Annotated in this window: 21 protein-coding genes; 14 read left to right on the top strand and 7 right to left on the bottom strand. The window is 39.1% G+C overall.

The annotated features are described in order from the left end of the window. Positions 1-24 precede the first annotated feature (24 nt). Positions 25-1,365 carry a Na+/H+ antiporter NhaA gene (gene nhaA / locus K0A91_RS05755; protein ID WP_295008901.1) on the bottom strand — a complete coding sequence of 447 codons (1,341 nt, stop codon included), beginning with the start codon at positions 1,363-1,365 and terminating at the stop codon, positions 25-27. Between the two features lie 66 nt (positions 1,366-1,431). Here nhaA and K0A91_RS05750 point away from each other — a divergent pair, with 66 nt between their 5' ends. Genes K0A91_RS05750 through K0A91_RS05740 form a run of 3 tightly spaced genes read left to right on the top strand, consistent with a single transcriptional unit; the run spans position 1,432 to position 4,694 of the window. Then, the gene (locus K0A91_RS05750) at positions 1,432-2,604 is read left to right on the top strand and encodes a hypothetical protein (protein ID WP_295008899.1); all 1,173 of its coding nucleotides are present in this window, start codon (positions 1,432-1,434) and stop codon (positions 2,602-2,604) included. Beyond that, positions 2,601-3,596 carry a MoxR family ATPase gene (locus K0A91_RS05745; protein ID WP_295008898.1) on the top strand — a complete coding sequence of 332 codons (996 nt, stop codon included), beginning with the start codon at positions 2,601-2,603 and terminating at the stop codon, positions 3,594-3,596. Before K0A91_RS05750 ends, K0A91_RS05745 begins: the two co-directional genes overlap by 4 nt. Positions 3,597-3,599: 3 nt before the next feature. Then, positions 3,600-4,694 carry a VWA-like domain-containing protein gene (locus K0A91_RS05740; RefSeq protein WP_295008896.1) on the top strand — a complete coding sequence of 365 codons (1,095 nt, stop codon included), beginning with the start codon at positions 3,600-3,602 and terminating at the stop codon, positions 4,692-4,694. Here the strand turns inward: K0A91_RS05740 and K0A91_RS05735 are convergent. Further along, positions 4,691-5,935 (bottom strand): diguanylate cyclase, encoded by a 1,245-nt coding sequence (locus K0A91_RS05735; protein ID WP_295008894.1) that lies wholly within the window; start codon positions 5,933-5,935, stop codon positions 4,691-4,693. The two genes, K0A91_RS05740 and K0A91_RS05735, sit on opposite strands and share 4 nt — an antisense overlap. Positions 5,936-5,984: 49 nt before the next feature. Here K0A91_RS05735 and K0A91_RS05730 point away from each other — a divergent pair, with 49 nt between their 5' ends. Then, positions 5,985-7,244 (top strand): AAA family ATPase, encoded by a 1,260-nt coding sequence (locus tag K0A91_RS05730; RefSeq protein ID WP_295008892.1) that lies wholly within the window; start codon positions 5,985-5,987, stop codon positions 7,242-7,244. Here K0A91_RS05730 and K0A91_RS05725 read toward each other — a convergent pair. Continuing rightward, a complete protein-coding gene (locus tag K0A91_RS05725; protein WP_295008890.1) occupies positions 7,239-9,149 on the bottom strand; it encodes an HD domain-containing phosphohydrolase in 1,911 nt (636 codons plus the stop codon). The two genes, K0A91_RS05730 and K0A91_RS05725, sit on opposite strands and share 6 nt — an antisense overlap. A 159-nt stretch (positions 9,150-9,308) precedes the next feature. Then, positions 9,309-9,905 carry a peroxiredoxin gene (locus K0A91_RS05720; RefSeq protein WP_295008888.1) on the bottom strand — a complete coding sequence of 199 codons (597 nt, stop codon included), beginning with the start codon at positions 9,903-9,905 and terminating at the stop codon, positions 9,309-9,311. A gap of 121 nt (positions 9,906-10,026) precedes the next feature. Between K0A91_RS05720 and metK the strand changes: the two genes are divergently transcribed. The 7 genes from metK (at position 10,027) to K0A91_RS05685 (ending at position 14,847) form a co-directional block, all read left to right on the top strand. Then, positions 10,027-11,202, top strand: coding sequence for a methionine adenosyltransferase (gene metK, locus K0A91_RS05715; RefSeq protein WP_295008886.1), 1,176 nt, complete (start codon positions 10,027-10,029; stop codon positions 11,200-11,202). Positions 11,203-11,352: 150 nt separating this feature from the next. Continuing rightward, positions 11,353-11,637, top strand: a complete 285-nt coding sequence (locus tag K0A91_RS05710) for a 4Fe-4S dicluster domain-containing protein (RefSeq protein ID WP_295008884.1) — start codon at positions 11,353-11,355, stop codon at positions 11,635-11,637. 142 nt (positions 11,638-11,779) lie between these two features. Beyond that, positions 11,780-12,193 carry a nucleoside-diphosphate kinase gene (ndk, locus tag K0A91_RS05705; RefSeq protein WP_295008882.1) on the top strand — a complete coding sequence of 138 codons (414 nt, stop codon included), beginning with the start codon at positions 11,780-11,782 and terminating at the stop codon, positions 12,191-12,193. 9 nt (positions 12,194-12,202) lie between these two features. After that, positions 12,203-12,583: a hypothetical protein gene (locus K0A91_RS05700; RefSeq protein ID WP_295008881.1), complete on the top strand. Its 381-nt coding sequence runs from the start codon at positions 12,203-12,205 to the stop codon at positions 12,581-12,583. A 111-nt stretch (positions 12,584-12,694) separates the two neighbouring features. Further along, positions 12,695-12,844 (top strand): 50S ribosomal protein L32, encoded by a 150-nt coding sequence (gene rpmF, locus K0A91_RS05695; RefSeq protein ID WP_294880190.1) that lies wholly within the window; start codon positions 12,695-12,697, stop codon positions 12,842-12,844. Between the two features lie 3 nt (positions 12,845-12,847). After that, positions 12,848-13,846: a phosphate acyltransferase PlsX gene (gene plsX, locus K0A91_RS05690; RefSeq protein ID WP_295008879.1), complete on the top strand. Its 999-nt coding sequence runs from the start codon at positions 12,848-12,850 to the stop codon at positions 13,844-13,846. After that, positions 13,846-14,847 carry a beta-ketoacyl-ACP synthase III gene (locus K0A91_RS05685; protein WP_295008877.1) on the top strand — a complete coding sequence of 334 codons (1,002 nt, stop codon included), beginning with the start codon at positions 13,846-13,848 and terminating at the stop codon, positions 14,845-14,847. Before plsX ends, K0A91_RS05685 begins: the two co-directional genes overlap by 1 nt. Positions 14,848-15,123: 276 nt before the next feature. On the opposite strand, the gene K0A91_RS05680 is transcribed toward K0A91_RS05685, so the two are convergent. Beyond that, complete coding sequence (locus K0A91_RS05680; protein ID WP_295008875.1) at positions 15,124-15,489, bottom strand: HIT domain-containing protein; 366 nt, start codon at positions 15,487-15,489, stop codon at positions 15,124-15,126. A 105-nt stretch (positions 15,490-15,594) separates the two neighbouring features. Here K0A91_RS05680 and K0A91_RS05675 point away from each other — a divergent pair, with 105 nt between their 5' ends. Further along, entirely contained in the window at positions 15,595-15,894 is a 300-nt protein-coding gene (locus K0A91_RS05675) for a monooxygenase (protein WP_295008873.1), read from the top strand. Positions 15,895-15,920: 26 nt separating this feature from the next. Here the strand turns inward: K0A91_RS05675 and K0A91_RS05670 are convergent, their stop codons facing one another. Together K0A91_RS05670 and K0A91_RS05665 are read right to left on the bottom strand one after the other, a co-directional pair. Continuing rightward, positions 15,921-16,322 carry a response regulator gene (locus K0A91_RS05670; protein WP_295008871.1) on the bottom strand — a complete coding sequence of 134 codons (402 nt, stop codon included), beginning with the start codon at positions 16,320-16,322 and terminating at the stop codon, positions 15,921-15,923. Positions 16,323-16,488: 166 nt separating this feature from the next. After that, positions 16,489-18,063 (bottom strand): DEAD/DEAH box helicase, encoded by a 1,575-nt coding sequence (locus tag K0A91_RS05665; RefSeq protein WP_295008869.1) that lies wholly within the window; start codon positions 18,061-18,063, stop codon positions 16,489-16,491. A 261-nt stretch (positions 18,064-18,324) separates the two neighbouring features. On the opposite strand from K0A91_RS05665, the gene K0A91_RS05660 reads away from it, so the two are divergent. Both K0A91_RS05660 and K0A91_RS05655 read left to right on the top strand, forming a co-directional pair. Next, positions 18,325-18,537 carry a hypothetical protein gene (locus K0A91_RS05660; protein WP_295008867.1) on the top strand — a complete coding sequence of 71 codons (213 nt, stop codon included), beginning with the start codon at positions 18,325-18,327 and terminating at the stop codon, positions 18,535-18,537. Next, entirely contained in the window at positions 18,534-18,917 is a 384-nt protein-coding gene (locus tag K0A91_RS05655) for a DoxX family protein (protein WP_295008866.1), read from the top strand. The genes K0A91_RS05660 and K0A91_RS05655 overlap by 4 nt, the downstream gene beginning before the upstream one ends. Positions 18,918-19,226 lie beyond the last annotated feature (309 nt).

The following is a 19,226-nucleotide window of genomic DNA, read 5'->3' as shown; positions in this document are numbered from 1 at the left end:
TTGAATGAGGGTCAAATTATAACACTATTTGTTTGAAGAACTTGCTATATATCTAAGCCATACAAATCCAAAAAGACCGGCAAACAATGAGGCTGCTAAAATTCCTATTTTTGCTTGAAATATAAGTTCGCTGTTCCCTAAAAAAGCAAGTTCAGCTACGAAAATAGACATAGTAAAACCTATGCCTCCTAAAAATGAGACGCCAAATATCTGGCTCATGGTCGTGTTCTGCGGAAGTGTTGCAATTTTGAGCTTTATTGCAAGCCATGAGAGACCCGCAATACCAACTATTTTTCCGCCTATAAGACCAAAAATAATACCTAAAGATACAGGCTGCATTATGCTTTGATTTATTGATGAGAAGTCTATAGAGATGCCTGCATTTGCCAAAGCAAAGAGAGGAATAACCAATAAACTCACCGGCAGATGAAGCCCATGCTCAAGCCTTGAAGCTGGGGTTCCTACTGCATCTATGGTATCTTTTATGTTTTGAAGAATGGCTTTTTGCTTCTCATGCATCATATGATCAGTCGCAATTGGGTAGCTGTCATACTCATGAAGCAGTCTGCTTGTATGCTCTGCAAAGGTTATAGGTACGTACTTGGGCCTTGATGGAATAGACATAGCCGCAATAACCCCGGCTATTGTCGCGTGTACTCCAGATTCGAGCATAAAGTACCACATTAGAAGACCGACTATGAAGTATGGCAGTACTGCATGTATGCCAAAGCGATTAAGAACCATCATTCCAAAGAAAGCTCCGAGCGCTAAAACAAGCCAGAACATATGTATCTCATTTGTGTAAAAAAGAGCTATAACAACGACTGCCCCAAGGTCATCAACGATTGCTAAAGCAACTAAAAAAGTAACTAGTGAAGTGGGCACTCTTTTGCCTAGAAGCACCAGCGCGCTGATGGCAAAAGCGATATCGGTTGCCATAGGTATTCCCCATCCTCTTACACTATCTAAGCCTCCGTTTATACTTAGGTATATAAGAGCAGGTATGACCATTCCGCCAATTGCCGCAATTATCGGGAGGATAGCGACTTTTATATCTGAGAGCTCGCCTACGGTTATATTTCTTTTAATCTCTAGTCCGATAATAAAGAAAAAGATGGCCATAAGTCCGTCGTTTATCCAGTGATGGATGGATTGAGAGAGCTTCCAAGAGCCTACTTCGAGGTTGATATATGTATGAAAAAAGTGCTCGTAGCTACTTGCTATGGGGGAGTTTGCCAATACTAACGCCACTACGGTCATTATCATAAGTATGAGACCGGTAGTGGTTTGTGCGTGTATAAACTCTTCAAAAGGAGTTGCTACTTTTTTAAATACCTTTTCCCAAGGGGCGTACAATTTTTTCATAAAAATCCTTTTCTTTGTTGTCGGGCATTATATCAAATGAGTGTAACCAATGATATAATCTGCTTTATGAATTTAAAAGAATTAAAAGATAAAACAGTGTTGCTTTTTGGCAAAAGCCGTGCATTTAGCAGCGATGAGTTTGAGTCTCAGATGAGATTTCACAAGATAGGCATAGCAAAAGAGTATAGTGAGAACGTGGCAGTTGTCGTTGAGGGAAAGATGATGACTCCCTATGAGCAAAATGCGAGCAGTGCGCTATATGAGCAGTATGGAACGGCACTAGAGTTTGTCTCCATAGACGTTTTGGAAAAAGAGCTTGCATCTCACATAGATGCAGATACGCTTTTGATGAGCTTAAAACTCAGCCACGATAAAGAGAGACTCAAGAGCTTTTTAAAAAATTCCATGATTAGTGATGCTCTTTTTTTTAGGCTTCTAAAGATGTACAAATGGGGCGGAGAAGATTTTTTTGAAAATGATGACAACCGTGATGTGAGTGCGGCGCTTATTTTAAGATTTTACGAAAATATAGAGCGAAACCACAATGTCCAATACGCAACAACAGGCTTTATACATCTTGTTTCGCAGACAAAAAATACGCAACTTCTAAAAGCTATTTCACTGCTTGAGCCGATAAAACAGAATCCTAAAATTCAAGTTGCAATTGCTATGAGTATTTATTGCGATGACGAGATGCAGGAGTTCTTTTTCAAAACCAACAATCCCGATGTGCTAGAGGCTCTCTCACAAAACAAAAATTTAAAACGAGAGTTAATAGAAGAGTTTTTAAAAGATGAAAAACTGGGAAGAAATGTAGCTCAAAATATAGAGTTGAGTGATGAACTTTTTGAACTTTTTAAAGCAAACAAAATTGGCTTGGCACTCAATGAGAGCTTGACTCCAAAGATGCAAAAAGAGCTGTTAAATTATAACGATGAGAAGATTTTGTATGCTCTGGCACTTAATAACAACATAGATGAGGAGATTTTAAATCTGCTTTTAGAGAGTGCAAATGAAGAGATAAAATCGGCTCTGTATGAAAACAGAAAAACAGCTGTAGCGATACTCGAAGAAGCCTATAAAGAGGGCAAATATCTTAAAGAGATAGCAAAAAATGAGAACACTCCTGTGGAGATTTTGTATCAGCTCCAGCTTGATTCAAGATTTGCAAGAGCCGTAAAAGAGAACGCGTCGTTTGGAAGACATATACAACAAGAAAATATAGGATGGGAAGTGTGAGAGCAACAAGTTTAATAACTACTATAAAATCTCTGGTAGAGCAGAGGGTTCCGACATTTTTATGGGGTGCACCGGGGATTGGAAAATCATCTATAGTCAATCAGATTGCTTTTGAAATGGGCATCGGTTTTATTGATTTAAGGCTCGCTCTTATGGACCCTACCGACCTAAAAGGTATCCCGTTTTATGACAAAGAGTCGCACACCGCACTTTGGGCGCCTCCGGCTTTTTTGCCTAAGAGCGGTGAGGGAGTTTTGTTTTTGGATGAGTTAAACTCCGCTCCTCCGAGTGTTCAAGCCTCCGCGTATCAGCTTATACTTGACAGAAAAGTAGGAGAGTATGAACTTCCAGATGGCTGGGCGATAGTAGCTGCTGGAAACCGTGAGGGGGACAGGGGTGTTACTTACCGCATGCCAAGTCCTCTGGCAAACAGATTTGTTCACTTTGAGATGGAAGTAGATGTCCAAGATTGGCGTCTTTGGGCATACAAAAAAGGGCTTGATGAGAGAGTAATCTCCTACATCTCATATAGAAGTGAGCATCTGTTCACTTTTGATGCAAAGAGCGATATAAAAAGCTTCGCAACTCCTAGAAGCTGGGAGTATGTGGACAAGATACTAAAAAGTACGATTACAAAAGAGTTGCTTTTGGACACTATAAGCGGAGCCGTGGGGCGTGACGTTGCAGTCTCTTTTTTGGCGTTTGCAAAGGTTGCACTCAGACTGCCGGATATTGAAGCTATCTTAAATGGCAGCAGCCGCGAATACAGCGATGAGGTGGATGTTCTTTATGCACTGAGTACGGGACTTGTGAGCGGATATTTGAAAAATGAAAACGAAGAGAGGCTGGAAAATATTCTAAGATATACGCTTGAATTAAAGAGTGAATTTGCGGTAATGATAGTTCAGGATTTGCAAAGAGGCGGTGTCAGAATGGAGCACTCTGATACATTCAAAGAGTGGGTCAAGAAGTTTTCTTATCTTCTTGGATAGCAGATGTCGCTAGAACATAAAATCTCTCAGGCAAAAGCCAAACTTTTAGTAGATTATCCACTCTTTGGAACAATCGCTTCAAAGCTGGAACTGGTAAAAAATGACGACATACAGAGCTTTAAGAGCAACGGCATAAAGCTTGAGTATAACAGCGACTTTTTAGAGAGGCTTACATCCGCAGAGATGGAGTTCGTCTTCGCAAACGGAGCGATGCATGCTTCACTTACACATGAGAGCAGAAAAAATGGCAGAAGCGGCTGGCTTTGGCAGATGGCAACGGACTATGCCATAAACGACATGTTGGTTGAAAACAACCTTGTGCGTCCAGATGAAGCCCACTACTCAAAGCGTTTCAGCGGTCTTTATGCCGAAGAGATTTACGCCTTTCTTCAAGAGGATATTCTTCGTGACGAGCTTGAGTACGAGGCTGATGATATTGACGATATACAGAACCAAAACTCCTCAGAGGAGCAGGTTTTTGAGGAGCAGCTATATGATGAGTTTGCAAAGGCGGTCTTTGAAGAGGAGATAAAAAATGGTGAAGCTCCAAGCTCTATAGAGAGATTTTTTAAACCTACATGTAATGGAAAAATAAACTGGAGAGATGAGCTAAAAGCCGCGTTAGAGCGGTTTCACAAAGATGATTATACGCTGCTTCCTCCAAGCAAAAAATTTCTACACATGAACTTATATATTCCCTCATCTGTGAGTCAGAGATTTAACCTTGTCATTGCGATTGATACTTCAGGTTCAGTCGATGAGAAACTTTTAGGAGAGTTTTTAAACGAGTTTAATTTTCTCACAAATACCATTTCAAACTACCAGATAGAGCTGCTTTTATGCGATGATAAAATAGTTCTGCATAAAACTTTTTATAGTGGCGATATTTTAGAGGTCGAGATAAAAGGCGGCGGCGCGACTGACTTTAGACCGGTGTTTGAGTTTGCAGAGCGTGAGTTGGAGGATGTAAAACTGCTTATATATTTTAGCGATTTGGAGGGTGTTTTTCCAAAAGAGGAGCCAAATTACACCGTAAAATGGGTATCTCCAAAAGAGGCGGATGTGCCCTTTGGAGAGGTTATAATACTCAGAGATTAGTTGTGCACAATTCTGTTTCTACCGTTTTGCTTCGCTTCATAAATAAGCATATCCGCCTGATTTATGCTCTCTTCTAGCGTATCTTCATAGTTAATCACAACACCCGCAGAGATAGTAAATCTTATCTCTTCGCCTCTAGTTGAGGTCGTCACTGAGTTTTGCACTTTCTCTCTAAGTTTTTCAAAAATCTCAAGCGCTTTGTCGGAGGATACATTTTTAAGCGCCACGCAAAACTCCTCCCCGTTAAACCTTGAGACGATGTCGTTTTGACTCGTGTTTGCTCTTAAGATGTCTGCCACGCTGTTTATAGCCTTGTCGCCGTTCTCATGGCCGTATGTGTCGTTTATCTTCTTGAAATTGTCAATATCTATCATCGCAATCGCAAAACTTTCATTCTCTTTTAACGCTTTTTCAAAATAGCTCTGCATGTCGGCAAAAAAGTATCTTCTGTTATAAAGTCCTGTTAAAAAGTCTCGGTTGGCGTGGTTTGTTATGGCATGTATATTTTCAAGCGCTTCTATTGAGTTGTTTATGCGGCATGAAAACTCCTCTTTGGAGAATGGTTTTTTGATGTAGTCGTTTGCACCGTTTTTTAAAAAAAGAGCTGTTGTGTCGTCATCTAGGCTTGAGGAGATGGCGATGATGCTAAGGTCGTTTTTGGAGTATGTTTTTCTTATCTCAGAGGTTAGCTCAAGTCCGTTCATAACGGGCATATTGTAGTCTGTTAGTACCAGACTGATATTTTGGTTTGTCTCTAAAATCCCGACTGCCTCTTCGCCGTGAGCAACCGCAATCACTTTGTAAAACATATTTTCAAGCATATTTTGGAGCTGTTTTCTAAACACCAAAGAGTCGTCAACGACTAAAATTGTGTGATTTTGGTTTTTATGAAGCCTCGTAATCATCTGAATAACGTAGTTTACATCGTGTACGCCGCTCTTGTTGACATAGTCTATGATATTTTTTTTGAGCATATTGTTTCTGAAATCTTTGTCCACTTTTGCGCTTAGTATGATTACGCGGTTTTTATGCTCTATCGCATAGTCTACAATCTCGCCGTCTGGGGCATCTGGGAGATTTAAATCAAGAAGAGCCAAAAAATATTTGTATCTCTTAAAAAACAACTTTGCCTCGGACATGCTGTAAGCAACGTCTACTTCAAAATCAAGCTCTGTACTTAGTTTTTTTGCTATTAATTTTGCTAAGGTTTTATTATCTTCTACTACTAGTATTCTCTCCATGATTACGCAATATCCTCATAAATTTTTTGATATTATAGTATAATTTTTTATGGATTATTTGAAAGATATTATTGAAAAATTAAAAGCCAAAGAGAACGTTTTTCTAACCGGCGGAGCCGGTGTCGGGAAGACGACAATAACAAGAGATGTCATAAAGTTTTATGAGGAGGAGGCGAAAAAAGTCGCAAAGCTTGCCTCTACCGGAATGGCTGCAACACTTATAGGCGGGCAAACACTGCACAGTTTTTTGGATTTTGGAATCGCAGGAAATTTAAAAGAGCTTTCACTTAATGGCAAAATGGAGATTAGCAAAAAAGTTAAAAAGCTTGTCTCAAGCATGGATTTGATTGTTATAGATGAGATTTCCATGGTAAGCGATACTCTGCTTGATATGATAGAGCTAAGACTTAAACAGGCTGATTTTAAGGGTGCAGTTTTGGTTGTTGGAGATTTTCTTCAGCTTCCTCCGGTTGTACGCGGATATGCGGAGGTCAGGTTTGCGTTTGAGGGCGCTTCATGGGAGAGATTTGCATTTCACACCATAGAGCTCACACACATATACAGAACAGATGACAGAGATTTTATAGAACTTTTGTCACATGTAAGAGACGGCATTGTCGATGAAGATGTGCACAACTCTTTAAATGAGTTTATAAAACCTCTGCCGCAGGATTTGAGCGAATTTACATTTTTATTTGGAAAAAACAACTCCGCAGCACTTCATAATAAAAATCAGCTGGAGTTTGTTGATAGCGATCTGCATGTTAAAGAGGCTGGAATAATCCGACATGTAAAAAGTGTAAAAGAGCTTGAGATAGAGCGTTTTATGGATGATGCGAGGATTGAGAGAAAGCTGGAGTTAAAAGTGGGCGTTCCCGTTCTTTTTACAAGAAACTCTTGGAACTACTTTAACGGCGAGCGCGGAGTTGTGGTAAATATTGACGCAACCTATGTTTATGTGCAAAAAAGAGACGGCGTTGTTGTAAAGCTTGAGACTGTAGCTCAAAGCAAAGAGGTCTGGAAAGAGAAGAGTGTGGGCGGAAAAAAAGAGGTGCTCCAAGAGACTCTTTTTAGCATCTATCAGTATCCTATAAAGCTAGCATATGCAATAACAATCCACAAATCGCAAGGCATGTCTATTGTGGATTTGATAATAGAGACAAACGAAATTTTTGCCCCCTCGCAGTTTTATGTGGCGATTTCCAGAAGCTCAAACCCTAAACGTCTAAACTTAATCGCTCCAAAAAAGCAGTGGAGAGATATAGTTTTTGTAAATTATAAAGCTTTGGACTTTAGCAAGAGGTTATAGAACCTTTTTCAAATCATTATATGAGTTGATTTTATCTTTTTTAAGGTTGTAAACATTAAAGCTGAACTCAAGTTCTCTCTTTTGTGTAAACTGCCCGATTTCATCTTTTTGAGTTGTCATTTTAAACTCATCCTTTAATAGAACTATAAAATCATTTGCCCTTACTCTAAAAATCAAAGCATCATTAAATAGCTCGCGAAGGAGAGAAGCAAACTCTCTAAGAGCTTTGTCTCCCACCTCCCAGCCATATTTTTTATTGTATATGTCAAATTTATGCAAAGAGACTATAACCATCTGGTCATATCTAGCATGGTTATTGTTTCCTAAGAGGGTCGCCTCCAAAAATTTTATGTTATATAGCTCTGTAGCAGCGTCTTTATAGAAGTAGGCAAATCTTTGCTGCTCAATTGCCGTTATAGGATTTTGGTTTATCTCATCTGCTATCTCTAGGTCAGAGAGAGCCTTGAGCGCAGCCTTAACAACTTCTGGGTGATAATGTATTTTGCTCAGAGATTCTATCTCTATTAGCGCATCATGGACGCTTTTTTTATGTTTGTATATTCTGTTTGTGGTTATAGCGTCAAAAGCATCAGCAACCATCATAATTCTTGAGAGCGGCGGAATCTCATTGCCGATCAGTCCATCTGGATATCCGCCTCCGTCATATCTTTCATGATGATGTTTTATTATTTTTGTAACATCTCTAAACATTGGAACATCGCGAAGTATTTTATAACCGACAATTACATGCTCTTTTATTAGGTCATATTCAAGTTCCGAGAGTTTGTCCGGTTTTAGCAGAACCGAATCCGGTGTTGCGATTTTTCCGATATCGTGAAGTATCCCGGCTTTATATATCAATGCACACTCATCATCGCTATATCCCATCTCTCTTGCTATCATTGAAGAGTAGTTGGCAACACGTCCAGAGTGGCCTGCCGTATATGAGTCTCTTTGCTCTATCATTAAGACTAGCGCGTAGAGAATTTTTTGATAATCATTCACCTTCTCTTCCTCAAGCTGGCGGAATTTTTCGGTTTTCTCTATAACTTCTCTGGTTTTTTTATTTAACATGTATTTAAAAAATGTGACCGCTGTAATTAGCAGTACGACTATCGCAAGTATGATTATAAATGTTATGTATAGCCATGTCGGAATGTGAAAACTCTCTTTCTCTTTAAGCCATTTTTCGTTTGATTTGTAATAGATTGACTCTTTGTCGCTCTTTAGCTCTCTTAGATGCATATCAATTTTATCTATTATGGCTTGAGTGTTCTCAGAATTAGAAAAGGCAAACTTCAGTGCAGCAGGATTTACAAGAATGTCTGTATGCTTGAGGTCAAACTTGCTTTTGTTTAGCTCTGCGTAGTGTCTGTTGACCATTACCGCATCCGCCTTGCCTTTTAGCGTTGTGGAGAATGCTTCTTCATAACTCTCTGTAAGGATAAAAATAGGTTTTACATCAAATAGCTCAAAAATTTCTTTTATTTGTTCGTGCTGGATGCTGTTTTTAAGGAGCGCTATCTTCTTGTTGTCAAGATCTAAAATCGATGATATTTTGCTTTTTTTATTTGTTAGAATTATAGACCAATTTGAGAGAACAACCTCTTTTTGAAATCTGAAACGCTTCTCCCTCTCTTTGGAATATGCAACGTCTGGCATAATATCAAGCCTGCCATCTTCAAGCATCAAAAGGCACTCTCTCCATTCGCACTTTACGTAGTTGAGTCGCCAATTCTCTCTTTTTGCTATCTCGTTTAATATGTCGACAAAGAAGCCTGATGCTCTATTATTTTGGTTTAAAAATATTTTTGGGGGATTGTCGTAGACACCGACGCGAAACTCTTTCGTCTCATCGGCTGTGATTGTTGTAAGAAAAAATAGTATTGTAAATAATAATTTCATTTGACTATTTTACAACAATAATGAAAATTAGAGGAGTGGAAATTCTAGTATAGAGTAGGTTATTGAATGCCGTTTCTGTCTAGCTTTATATATGCTGCACATCTACCAAAGAGCCGCAGTGCAAACATGCAAGCACGGCTCGTTGGTTTTTAGAACTTATTATAGCTCGTTCGCATGTTTTGCAAGGTACTCTGCAACACCCTCTGTGCTCGCTTTCATACCCTCATCGCCTTTTACCCAACCTGCAGGACAAACTTCGCCGTGCTCGTCAGTAAACTGCATGGTGTCAACCATGCGAATCATCTCATCAATGTTCCTTCCAAGCGGAAGGTCGTTGATTACGGCGTGGCGAATAGTGCCTTTTGCGTCAATCAAGAACGAGCCGCGAAGAGCAACCGAGTTGCCAAAAAGAACATCGTAATCTTTAGAAATCTGCTTTGTCAAGTCTGCAACAAGGGGATACTTAATTCTGCCGATACCACCGCTATTTACAGGAGTCTCTCTCCAAGCAAAGTGTGAAAACTGGCTGTCAACTGAAACACCGATAATGTTTACGCCGCGGCTGTTGAAATCTTCAATTCTGTGTGAAAACGCAATAATTTCAGATGGACATACGAAAGTAAAATCTAGTGGATAAAAGAATAAAACTGTACCTTTTTCTCCAAAATTTTCTGATAATTTGAAATTATCTACTATTGAGCCGTCAGCTAAAACTGCTGTTGCAGTAAAATCCGGAGCCGGGTTTGTTACTAACATGTAAATGTCCTTTTGGTTAATTTGCAAAATTTTAACATAAAGTATACTAATGAAAATCCAAGCAATAAAACTTACCGGCTTTTTTGATATACTTACGGTGATTTATAGATAAGGAAAATCGATGACAAAAGAAGCTTCTACTCTAAAAGAGTATATTTTTACTTCAGAGTCTGTAACAGAGGGGCATCCTGATAAGATGGCAGATCAGATTAGCGATGCAATTCTGGATTATATTATTGAACATGATACCTCTGCGCATGTTGCATGTGAGACTTTGGTATCAAACGGATTTTGTATAATAGCAGGCGAACTCAAAACTACGGCATACGCGCCGATGCAAGAGATAGTCCGCAAGGTTGTTCAAGAGATTGGCTATACGGACGCTACATACGGCTTTGATTACCGCTCTGCTGCGGTTTTAAATGCAGTTGGAGAGCAGTCGCCTGATATAAATCAGGGTGTAAACCAAGTTGACGGAGAGATTGGAGCGGGAGATCAAGGTCTAATGTTTGGTTATGCCTGCCGTGAAACTGATGTGCTTATGCCGCTTCCGATATATTTGGCTCACCGTCTGACTAAAAGATTGGCAGAAGTGCGCAAAGAGGGAATAATCCCATATCTTCGTCCTGATGGCAAAGCGCAAATCAGTGTCAAATACGTAGGGGACAAGCCCGTCTCCGTTGAGACTGTTGTTGTCTCTACGCAGCATGCTCCCGAGATTTCTCAAGAGAAAATTCACGAGGATGTAATCAGAGAGGTTATCAGGCATGTTATTCCTGCAGAACTTATGAGCGATAAAACAATCTTTCATATAAATCCTACAGGAAAATTTGTAATCGGCGGTCCTCAGGGAGATGCAGGGCTAACGGGGCGAAAAATCATAGTTGATACTTACGGCGGAAGCTGTCCTCACGGCGGCGGAGCATTTTCAGGTAAAGACCCGACCAAAGTTGACAGAAGCGCTGCTTATGCTGCAAGACATGTCGCAAAAAATCTGGTTGCAGCGGGCGCATGTGACAAGGTAACCATACAGGTCTCTTACGCGATAGGCATAGCTCAACCGACTTCTATAATGGTAAACACGCACTCGACTGCTATTGTGAATGAAGAAAAGATAGAGAAATGCGTTAAAGAACTGTTTGATTTGTCTCCAAAAGGTATTATAAAATCTCTGGATTTGCTTCGCCCCATTTACAGAAAAACTGCTGCTTACGGTCACTTTGGAAGAGAAGAGAGTGATTTTACATGGGAAAGAACAGACAGAGTCGATGATATTAAAAAGTACTTGGGACTTTAATAACTATTATCAATCTAATTTATAAAAGTTGGTTTTTTACCCATAAAGTGTAACAAAACTAGCTTATCGGAGTTTAACAGAAGATATTTTAGCTATCTTTAAAAATCTTCTGTTAAACTTACTTCGAAATATTAAAAACAGGAGAATCCTATGGCAGTAATTATTGGCGATACATGTATCAACTGCGGCGCTTGTATTGATGAGTGTCCAGTTGAGGCAATCGTAGATGAGGATGATAACCCAACAGGTGAGGAAACTTACTACGTATACGGTAATAAATGTGTAGAGTGTGTCGGTCATCATGACGAACCGGCTTGTGCTACTGCATGTCCTACAGAGGGATGTATTACTTGGGACGCTGTAGGCGAAAGCCCGGCACACCGTGAAGATATTCCAGAGAGCATGCGCGGAATCGGCAAGTCTATCGTAGATTAATCTACATCAATTCACAAAGCAGTTTTACGCTTTGTGATATCCACTTTAACATCTTTATCGGCAAATTTCTCTTTTTAACTTCAAATCAATTCTTTTTTGGGTACAATTCCACTCTAATTTTATATATTTAATAGGAGATTTGATGGAACGCACACTATCAATAATAAAACCAGATGCCGTTGCAAAAGGTGTTATCGGTAAAATTTTAGATCGTTTTGAGAGTAATGGTCTAAAAATAGCAGCAACAAGAAAGATGCAACTTTCTCGCGCAGATGCAGAAGCTTTTTACGCAGTTCACTCTGAGAGACCTTTCTTTGGTGATTTAGTTGATTTTATGATTAGCGGTCCAGTAGTTGTTTCTGTACTTGAGGGTGAAAATGCGCTAATAAAAAACCGCCAGCTTATGGGTGCTACTAATCCAAAAGAGGCTGAGGCAGGAACAATTCGTGCAGATTTTGCCGAAAACATAGATGCTAATGCAGTTCACGGAAGTGACTCTGCCGAGAATGCAGCTGTAGAAATTGCATTCTTTTTCTCTGAGAGAGAAATTTCTTAAGCAGACCTGTTGAAAGTATCTCTTAAAAAAGTCAACAAAACGCCGTTGGACTTTGAAGTTAAGTCTAATGAAATAACTTTTAAAGGTTATTTACAGTATGATGCCGACAAATTAATTTTGCTAAAAGCAGAGTTAAGTGGCAAAATTGATGCAGTTTGTGACATTTGTGCTAATGAGTTTATGCTTGATGTGGATGAGGATATAGAGTTTTTCATGTCAGATGGCATTTATCAAAAGAGTGAAGAGTCTCTTTTAGATGTTGTGGAAGCTTTAGATTCCATAGCCGACCTAGAAGAGTTGATGAACTCCGAAATTGAACTTATTAGAAGCGACTATATCAGCTGCCTTGATTGTAAGAAAAATGGTGCTTCTGAACAAGAAGTGTTTTAAGTAAGGTTTCTGCCTCGAAAGAGGCAAGACTAAAGTGCCATAGCGGCAGCGTAGCAAGATGGGGTTTGCTCATTTGCACTATAAACAAAACAAAAAAGAAAGGAATTTATTATGGCAGTACCAAAACGAAGAGTCTCTCATTCTCGCGCAGCGAAAAGAAGAACTCACTATAAGATCTCTCTAGCTCGTCCGGTTAAAGATAAAGACGGAACTTACAAGCTTCCACACCATATTAACCCAACGACTGGTGAGTATAAATAGTCAATGGTAAAGATTGCTATTGACGCAATGGGCGGGGACTTCGGTCCTAAGCCGATTATAGAAGGCTGTATTCAGGCTCTCAAACAAAAATTTTTCATTCCTATTCTTGTAGGTAAAAAATCAGAAATTTTACCTCTGTTACCAAAACGTTATAGAGATAAGATTTCCATAGTTGAAGCTGATGACGTTATATCAATGCATGATGCGGCTACTGATGCGCTAAAAAGAAGTGAAAGTTCGATTTATAAAGCTATAGAGCTTGTGAAAAATGGTGAAGCTCATGGTGTAGTTTCTGCTGGGCACAGTGGGGCAACTATGACTTTGGCAACTCTGAGACTTGGACGACTAAAAGGCGTTATGCGGCCTGCGCTTGTTGCACTTATGCCAACAAAAAGCGCTCGCAGATCCGTTATACTTGATGTCGGAGCAAATGTTGACTCAAAGCCTGAACATTTAGCGCAGTTTGCCGTAATGGGTGGCTGTTATGCCGAGGATATGTTTAAGATAGACAAACCTTCAATCGGTATGCTTGCAAACGGAGAAGAAGACTCAAAAGGCAATGAGCTTACAAAAGCTGCATTTAAACTTCTTGAGGAGTATAAAGGCTTTAAGGGAAATGTTGAAGGCAGTGATATTTTCAATGCAAGTTGCGATGTTATAGTCTGTGACGGTTTTGTCGGAAATCTTGTGCTTAAAGCTTCTGAGGGTGTTGCTTCTACAATCAGTGGACTGATTAAAGATTACATCAGAAAATCACCTATAGCAATTACGGGTGCGCTTCTTATGAGAAAAGTGTTTGTACTGCTTAAAAAACAGATGGATTATGCTGAAATCGGCGGTGCTCCGCTTATCGGTATTCAGGGTTGCGCAATAGTAAGCCATGGAAAAAGCAATCCAAAAGCAATTAAAAATGCAATTTTTCAGGCAATTCGCTATGTTGATACGGGCGTAAATGCGCACATAGTAGAAAGACTTGAAACGCTAAAAAACAAGGAAAAGTAATGGCATATGCTGCATTTCGCTCTATTGGAGCTTACGCTCCAAGCAAAGTACTCTCTAATGATGATCTTGCAAAAATGGTTGACACCTCGGATGAGTGGATAACTAAAAGAACAGGCATTAAAGAGCGTCGTATAGCAGCAAATGATGAGTTTACAAGCGATATGGGCGTAAAAGCCGCTAGATTGGCTATTGAGAGAAGCGGTCTTGATAAAAGTCAAATAGACATGATTATCTGCGCGACTATCTCGCCGGACTACTTCTGCATGCCATCTACCGCTACTATTATCAGCACAAAATTGGGGCTTGGAAATATAACTGCATTTGACATCTCTGCAGCTTGTACAGGCTTTGTTTACACCTTATCAATAGCAAAAGCTTTTATAGAATCTGGTATGAAAAAGAATGTTCTACTAATCGGTGCTGAAAAACTCTCATCCATAACCGACTACAGCGACAGAGGAACATGCATACTTTTTGGCGATGGGGCAGGTGCTGCTGTAATCAGCACTACAGATAACAAAGAAGAAGCAATTATAGATATTCATACTGGCTCAGACGGTGAATTTGCAGACTTGCTTATGTCGCCAAACGGCGGAAGCGGTTCTGCACACGATGCTCTGGAGCAGGAAGCTACAAGCTGTTATATGCAGATGAAAGGAAACGAAACTTTTAAAGTTGCCGTTAAAACTCTCACAAAAGATGTTATAGAGATTTTAAAAGAGAACAATATCCAAGCTTCTGATGTTAAACACTTTGTGCCGCATCAGGCAAATCTTAGAATTATAAAAGCCGTAGGCGATGCTTTAAAATTGGATGATAAGCAGGTTGTTTTAACTGTTGAGAAGTATGGAAATACTTCAGGCGCTTCTATTCCAATGGCGATAAATGATATTTATGAGAGTGGAAGATTGCAAGACGGCGAGCTAATGCTGCTTGATGCTTTTGGAGGGGGACTAACGTGGGGTTCGGCTCTAGTCCCATTCTCCCCAGTTAAAAAATAACTCTTCTAAAATGATACTTTTGTCCGATTTTAGCGTTGGGCTTTAGTTTTATTTTTCGTCATTTACAATAAGTAAACTCCTCAAAAAAAATTAAATCCCGCCTCAAACTAGAACAAAATTATCTATTTTATTTATACAGAAATTGCTTTGTAAAATCACATTCAAATATATTTTTAAAACAAGCTAAACGAACGATTCTGCAACCGAAGGGTCAAAATAGTTTTCTATTTTGGGGCACCCACGGCTAGACTCAAGTGAGTGAGCTTAGGTTAAAAATTATTTATGAAGAGCTTCTCTAACTCTTTTAAAAAACTCTTCCTCGTTCGGTAGATTCAACTTCGACTCTCTCACTTTTTCTCCCCACATCGGGTTTGGAAAGTAGCTGTCATTCTCAAATCGCGCCATTACATGTATATGAACTCTTGGAAGCATATTTGCAAAAGATGCCATATTTATTTTTTTGGGATTGTAATACTCTCTCATTTCATGCTCTATAACGTCAAAAACCTCCCAAAGTCTCGTGCGTAGCTCTTTTGGAACATCGCCTAGCTCTAAGAAAGGCTCTTTTGTGAAGATTTTCAGCCACGGAATTTCGCTCTGCTCTTTCTCAATATATAGTTCACTCTCTTCATAGATAATCATTTTTTCTCTTTTTTTGGCAAATTATATCAGATTTATTTGTATGACACCTCTTCATTTATGGCTATTTAGGTCTAAATTTGGTACTGTTTTGAAAAAGGAATAACAATGCTGCTTTTACAGATAGATTTCCCATATTATGGCCCGACAGGCGAAGAGATGGCGGAGGGATTTAAAGATTTGGCTCACTCGATTGCTAAGGAGGAGGGCTTGATTTGGAAGATTTGGACCGAGAACAGAGAGACAAAAGAGGCGGGCGGAATATACGTATTTGAAAATCTGCCTGCATTAGAGGCATATCTTGATATGCACACAAAAAGAGTTCAAAGTTTTGGTGTAACAGACATCAGATCAAGGATTTTTGATATTAACGAAAAGCTCTCTGCCATTACAAAAGCGCCTCTTTAGTTTTTTAAAACAGCAAGGGTCTTGTGCTACTCTCTTCTATCTTTTTTCTTAGAGTATCTACATAGGTTCTGAGGTATTGCATCTCGTTTTGGTAGCCTTTGCCTCATTTCTCTCTTAAAAAAGATATCCCTTGAAGCAATATCAATCTCTAAGTTGCGACAAACAATCTTCTCTAATATGTTCTCATCATTGCTTTCTGCCCTTACTCTTGCTATGGGTTCGTTGATAGAAAACGGCTTGGTAATATAGCCATCTGCTCCAAAATCAAGTGCGGCGATTATCTCTTTTTCGTCATGTCTCGCCGAGAGCAAGAGAATTGGAATCTTTGATATCTCTCTTATCTGTTTGATAAACTCTTTGCCGTCACCATCAGCCAGCCTCAAGTCTACAATAAGTAAATCAGGATTGTTTGTTAGAAAGAGCATCATTGCGCTCTTTTTGTTTTCACATGAGATACAATTAGACCGATACTCTCTGAAAGTTATCAATGAATTTGTAAAAATATCAAAACAGTATAAAGATTTTTGTATTAAGTGCAGAGACGGAGTTGTATATAACCAGAAAGAGATTTCGGGTTAATATTTGTAGCGGTTTTTAGTCTCTAGTTCTTGAGCGATTTCTATCTCCGCTTGGACGACTTCTTTCACCAGTAGAGCTGTTTCCGCGGTAACCGCCGCCGCTTGGACGAGAACTTCTTTCGCCGCTTCCTGAGCGATTTCTGTCTCCACTTCCCGAACGACTTCTTGTCCCTTTGTAACCGCCGCGACCGCCACTTCTATTATCGCCTCTTTTGCTAGCGCGATCAAGTATTGCTGCCAGTTTCTCAGCAGGAATACCGATACTATTTGGACCTTGGATAGTCTGTTTGTCAAGTATCATAGATACAAGTTTAAACATAATCGTCGCTTCATCGATATCCTCTTTTAACATATCAAGAACTTGGTGTGCCTCATCGTAAATCTTCTGCTCTTCGATTGTAGTAACAATAGTTTTTAAGTTTGTAGCTCTCAAGTCATTTTTACTTGGAACAAATGCGTGAGTTATAGTAGTTCCAACTTTTGTTTTAATACGTTGAAGCTCTTTAAATTCTAACGGAGTTAAAAGTGTGATAGCCTTTCCCTTAGTTCCTGCACGTCCAGTTCTACCAATACGGTGAACGTAAGACTCGGGATCAAAAGGGATATGGTAGTTGAAAACGTGAGAGATGTTGTCAACATGTATACCGCGAGCGGCAACGTCTGTAGCAACAAGAACTTTAACTCCGTTGTTTTTAAAACCTTTGATTACAGTCTCACGCTGGCGCTGTTCCATGTCTCCGTGAAGACCGTTTGCCAAATATCCTGCATTTGAAAGTACGTTTGAGAGTCTGTCTACTTCGCTTTTTGTTCTACAAAAAACTATTGACTTGCTGCACCCTTCTGAATCCATTAAACGGATGATTGCGTCATCTCTCTCATGCTCATCAATTACGTAGTACTCTTGGTTTATGTCCGTGTTTGTAGTTTCACCTTTTGTGATACTTATAAATTCAGGATTATCCAGAATTCTCTCTGCAAGAAGTTTGATTGGTTTTGGCATAGTAGCCGAGAAAAGAAGTGTTTGTCTGTTTGACGGAAGGTATGAGAAGATTTCGTTGATATCATCTAAAAATCCCATATCAAGCATCTCATCGGCTTCATCTAGAACAACAATACTAGGAGCAAAATTCTTTAAAAGATTCTTTTTAAGTATATCTAAAAGTCTACCTGGAGTTGCAACAACAACACTTGCCCCTCTCTCTATAAGGTCGATTTGTCTGTTGTAAGAACTGCCGCCGTAAACTGTAACGGTTCTAGCGCCTATGTTTCTTCCGTATTTGAAAAGCTCATCGCTAACCTGAGTTGCAAGTTCGCGAGTAGGAGTGATAACCAAAAGGCCGACACCATCATTTGGGTTTATGTTGTTTAATGCCGGAAGCCCGAAAGCCGCAGTTTTACCTGTACCAGTGTGGGCTTGTCCGACAATGTCGCGACCTGCTAATACAAACGGTATTGCTGCCGCTTGAATTGGACTTGGAACTTTAAAACCTGCATCTTTGACGCTTCTAAGTATCTCTTTTTTTAATCCTAAATCATCAAATGTGATTAACTTTTCTTCTGTTTCTATTTGTGTTTGTGCATTTTCTTGCATCGTTTTCCTTTAAATAGGAGCTGATACAAGCATGTCAAGTCTGACACGGCACCGTCCCCTAAAGTATTTAGCGAATTATATCCAAAAATATTCTCTTTTTGATTTAAATAAATTATATTGAGGATTACTTAAGTTTATATTGTGTAAAAAGTGTATGAAAAAATCTACATGTAGAAGTGCATTTTTGCAGTTTTAAAGAAACTATATTTTTAAATTTTTAGATATTATTATAAGCAAGAGAATAAGAGTGAGGGATGAATTATGCTAATAGAGACGCAGTACAGTTATGAAAAAAATTGGACATTAACAAACGAAGCGGAGCTGTTAAAGGTTATAACAGAGGAGATTGGCGATGCAGACCCTAAGGGCACGTTAAAGTATATAAAAGAGGTTGTAAAAACCGGCAAAGAGATAAGTGTGGGAAGTTGTAAATTTAGAGAAGAGAAAAAAAAGAAAGCAGAGGAAAAAAAATGATAGATGATACAGCAAAACTGATTTTAAGACTGAGTGTGGGGGTAATGGTTCTATTCCACGGTGTGGATAAGATAATCAACGGCATAGGCGGAGTGAAACATTTGAGTGTTAGTGCAGGACTTCCTGAGTTTTTGGCGTACGGCGTATATGTCGGCGAGGTTATAGTGCCGATTTTAATTCTGCTTGGAGCATACGCAAGAGTTGCCTCTTTAGTTTTGGCGTTTAACATGTGCGTTGCAATATTTTTGGCTTACGGAAGTTCGCTTTTTACCCTCGGCAAGCATGGCGCACCTGCTTTTGAACTTCCATTTTTATATCTTGTAATGTCGATCCTGATATTTATGTTCGGAAGCGGAAGATATGCACTTAATGCAAAATAGACTATTAAAAATCTATAATGTCTAAATAAGATAACCATCCTATAAAGAATAGCTTAAACCAATAGCTATTTTTTATAGACATAGATAATGTGTTTCATTATTTGAGTATTTAAAAAGCATAAATACTCAGATGATCAAATACAAAGGTATAAGCACTATAAAAAAGCTTATATTATTTGGTCGTGTTCCTTAAAAACTCATTGTTTTCACAAGTGTTAAAACTAACCGTTTTAATATCATTTAGAGATTAAAACTCTTTTAGAATTGTATGGTGTGTTGTATTTAAAAATTGAGTACATAATTGTTGCT

Source organism: Sulfurimonas sp., assembly GCF_019429335.1.
In the GTDB taxonomy this organism is placed as follows: Bacteria; Campylobacterota; Campylobacteria; order Campylobacterales; family Sulfurimonadaceae; genus Sulfurimonas.
Note: the sequence above shows the minus strand (reverse complement) of the source record. Positions and strands in the feature narration are given on the sequence as shown.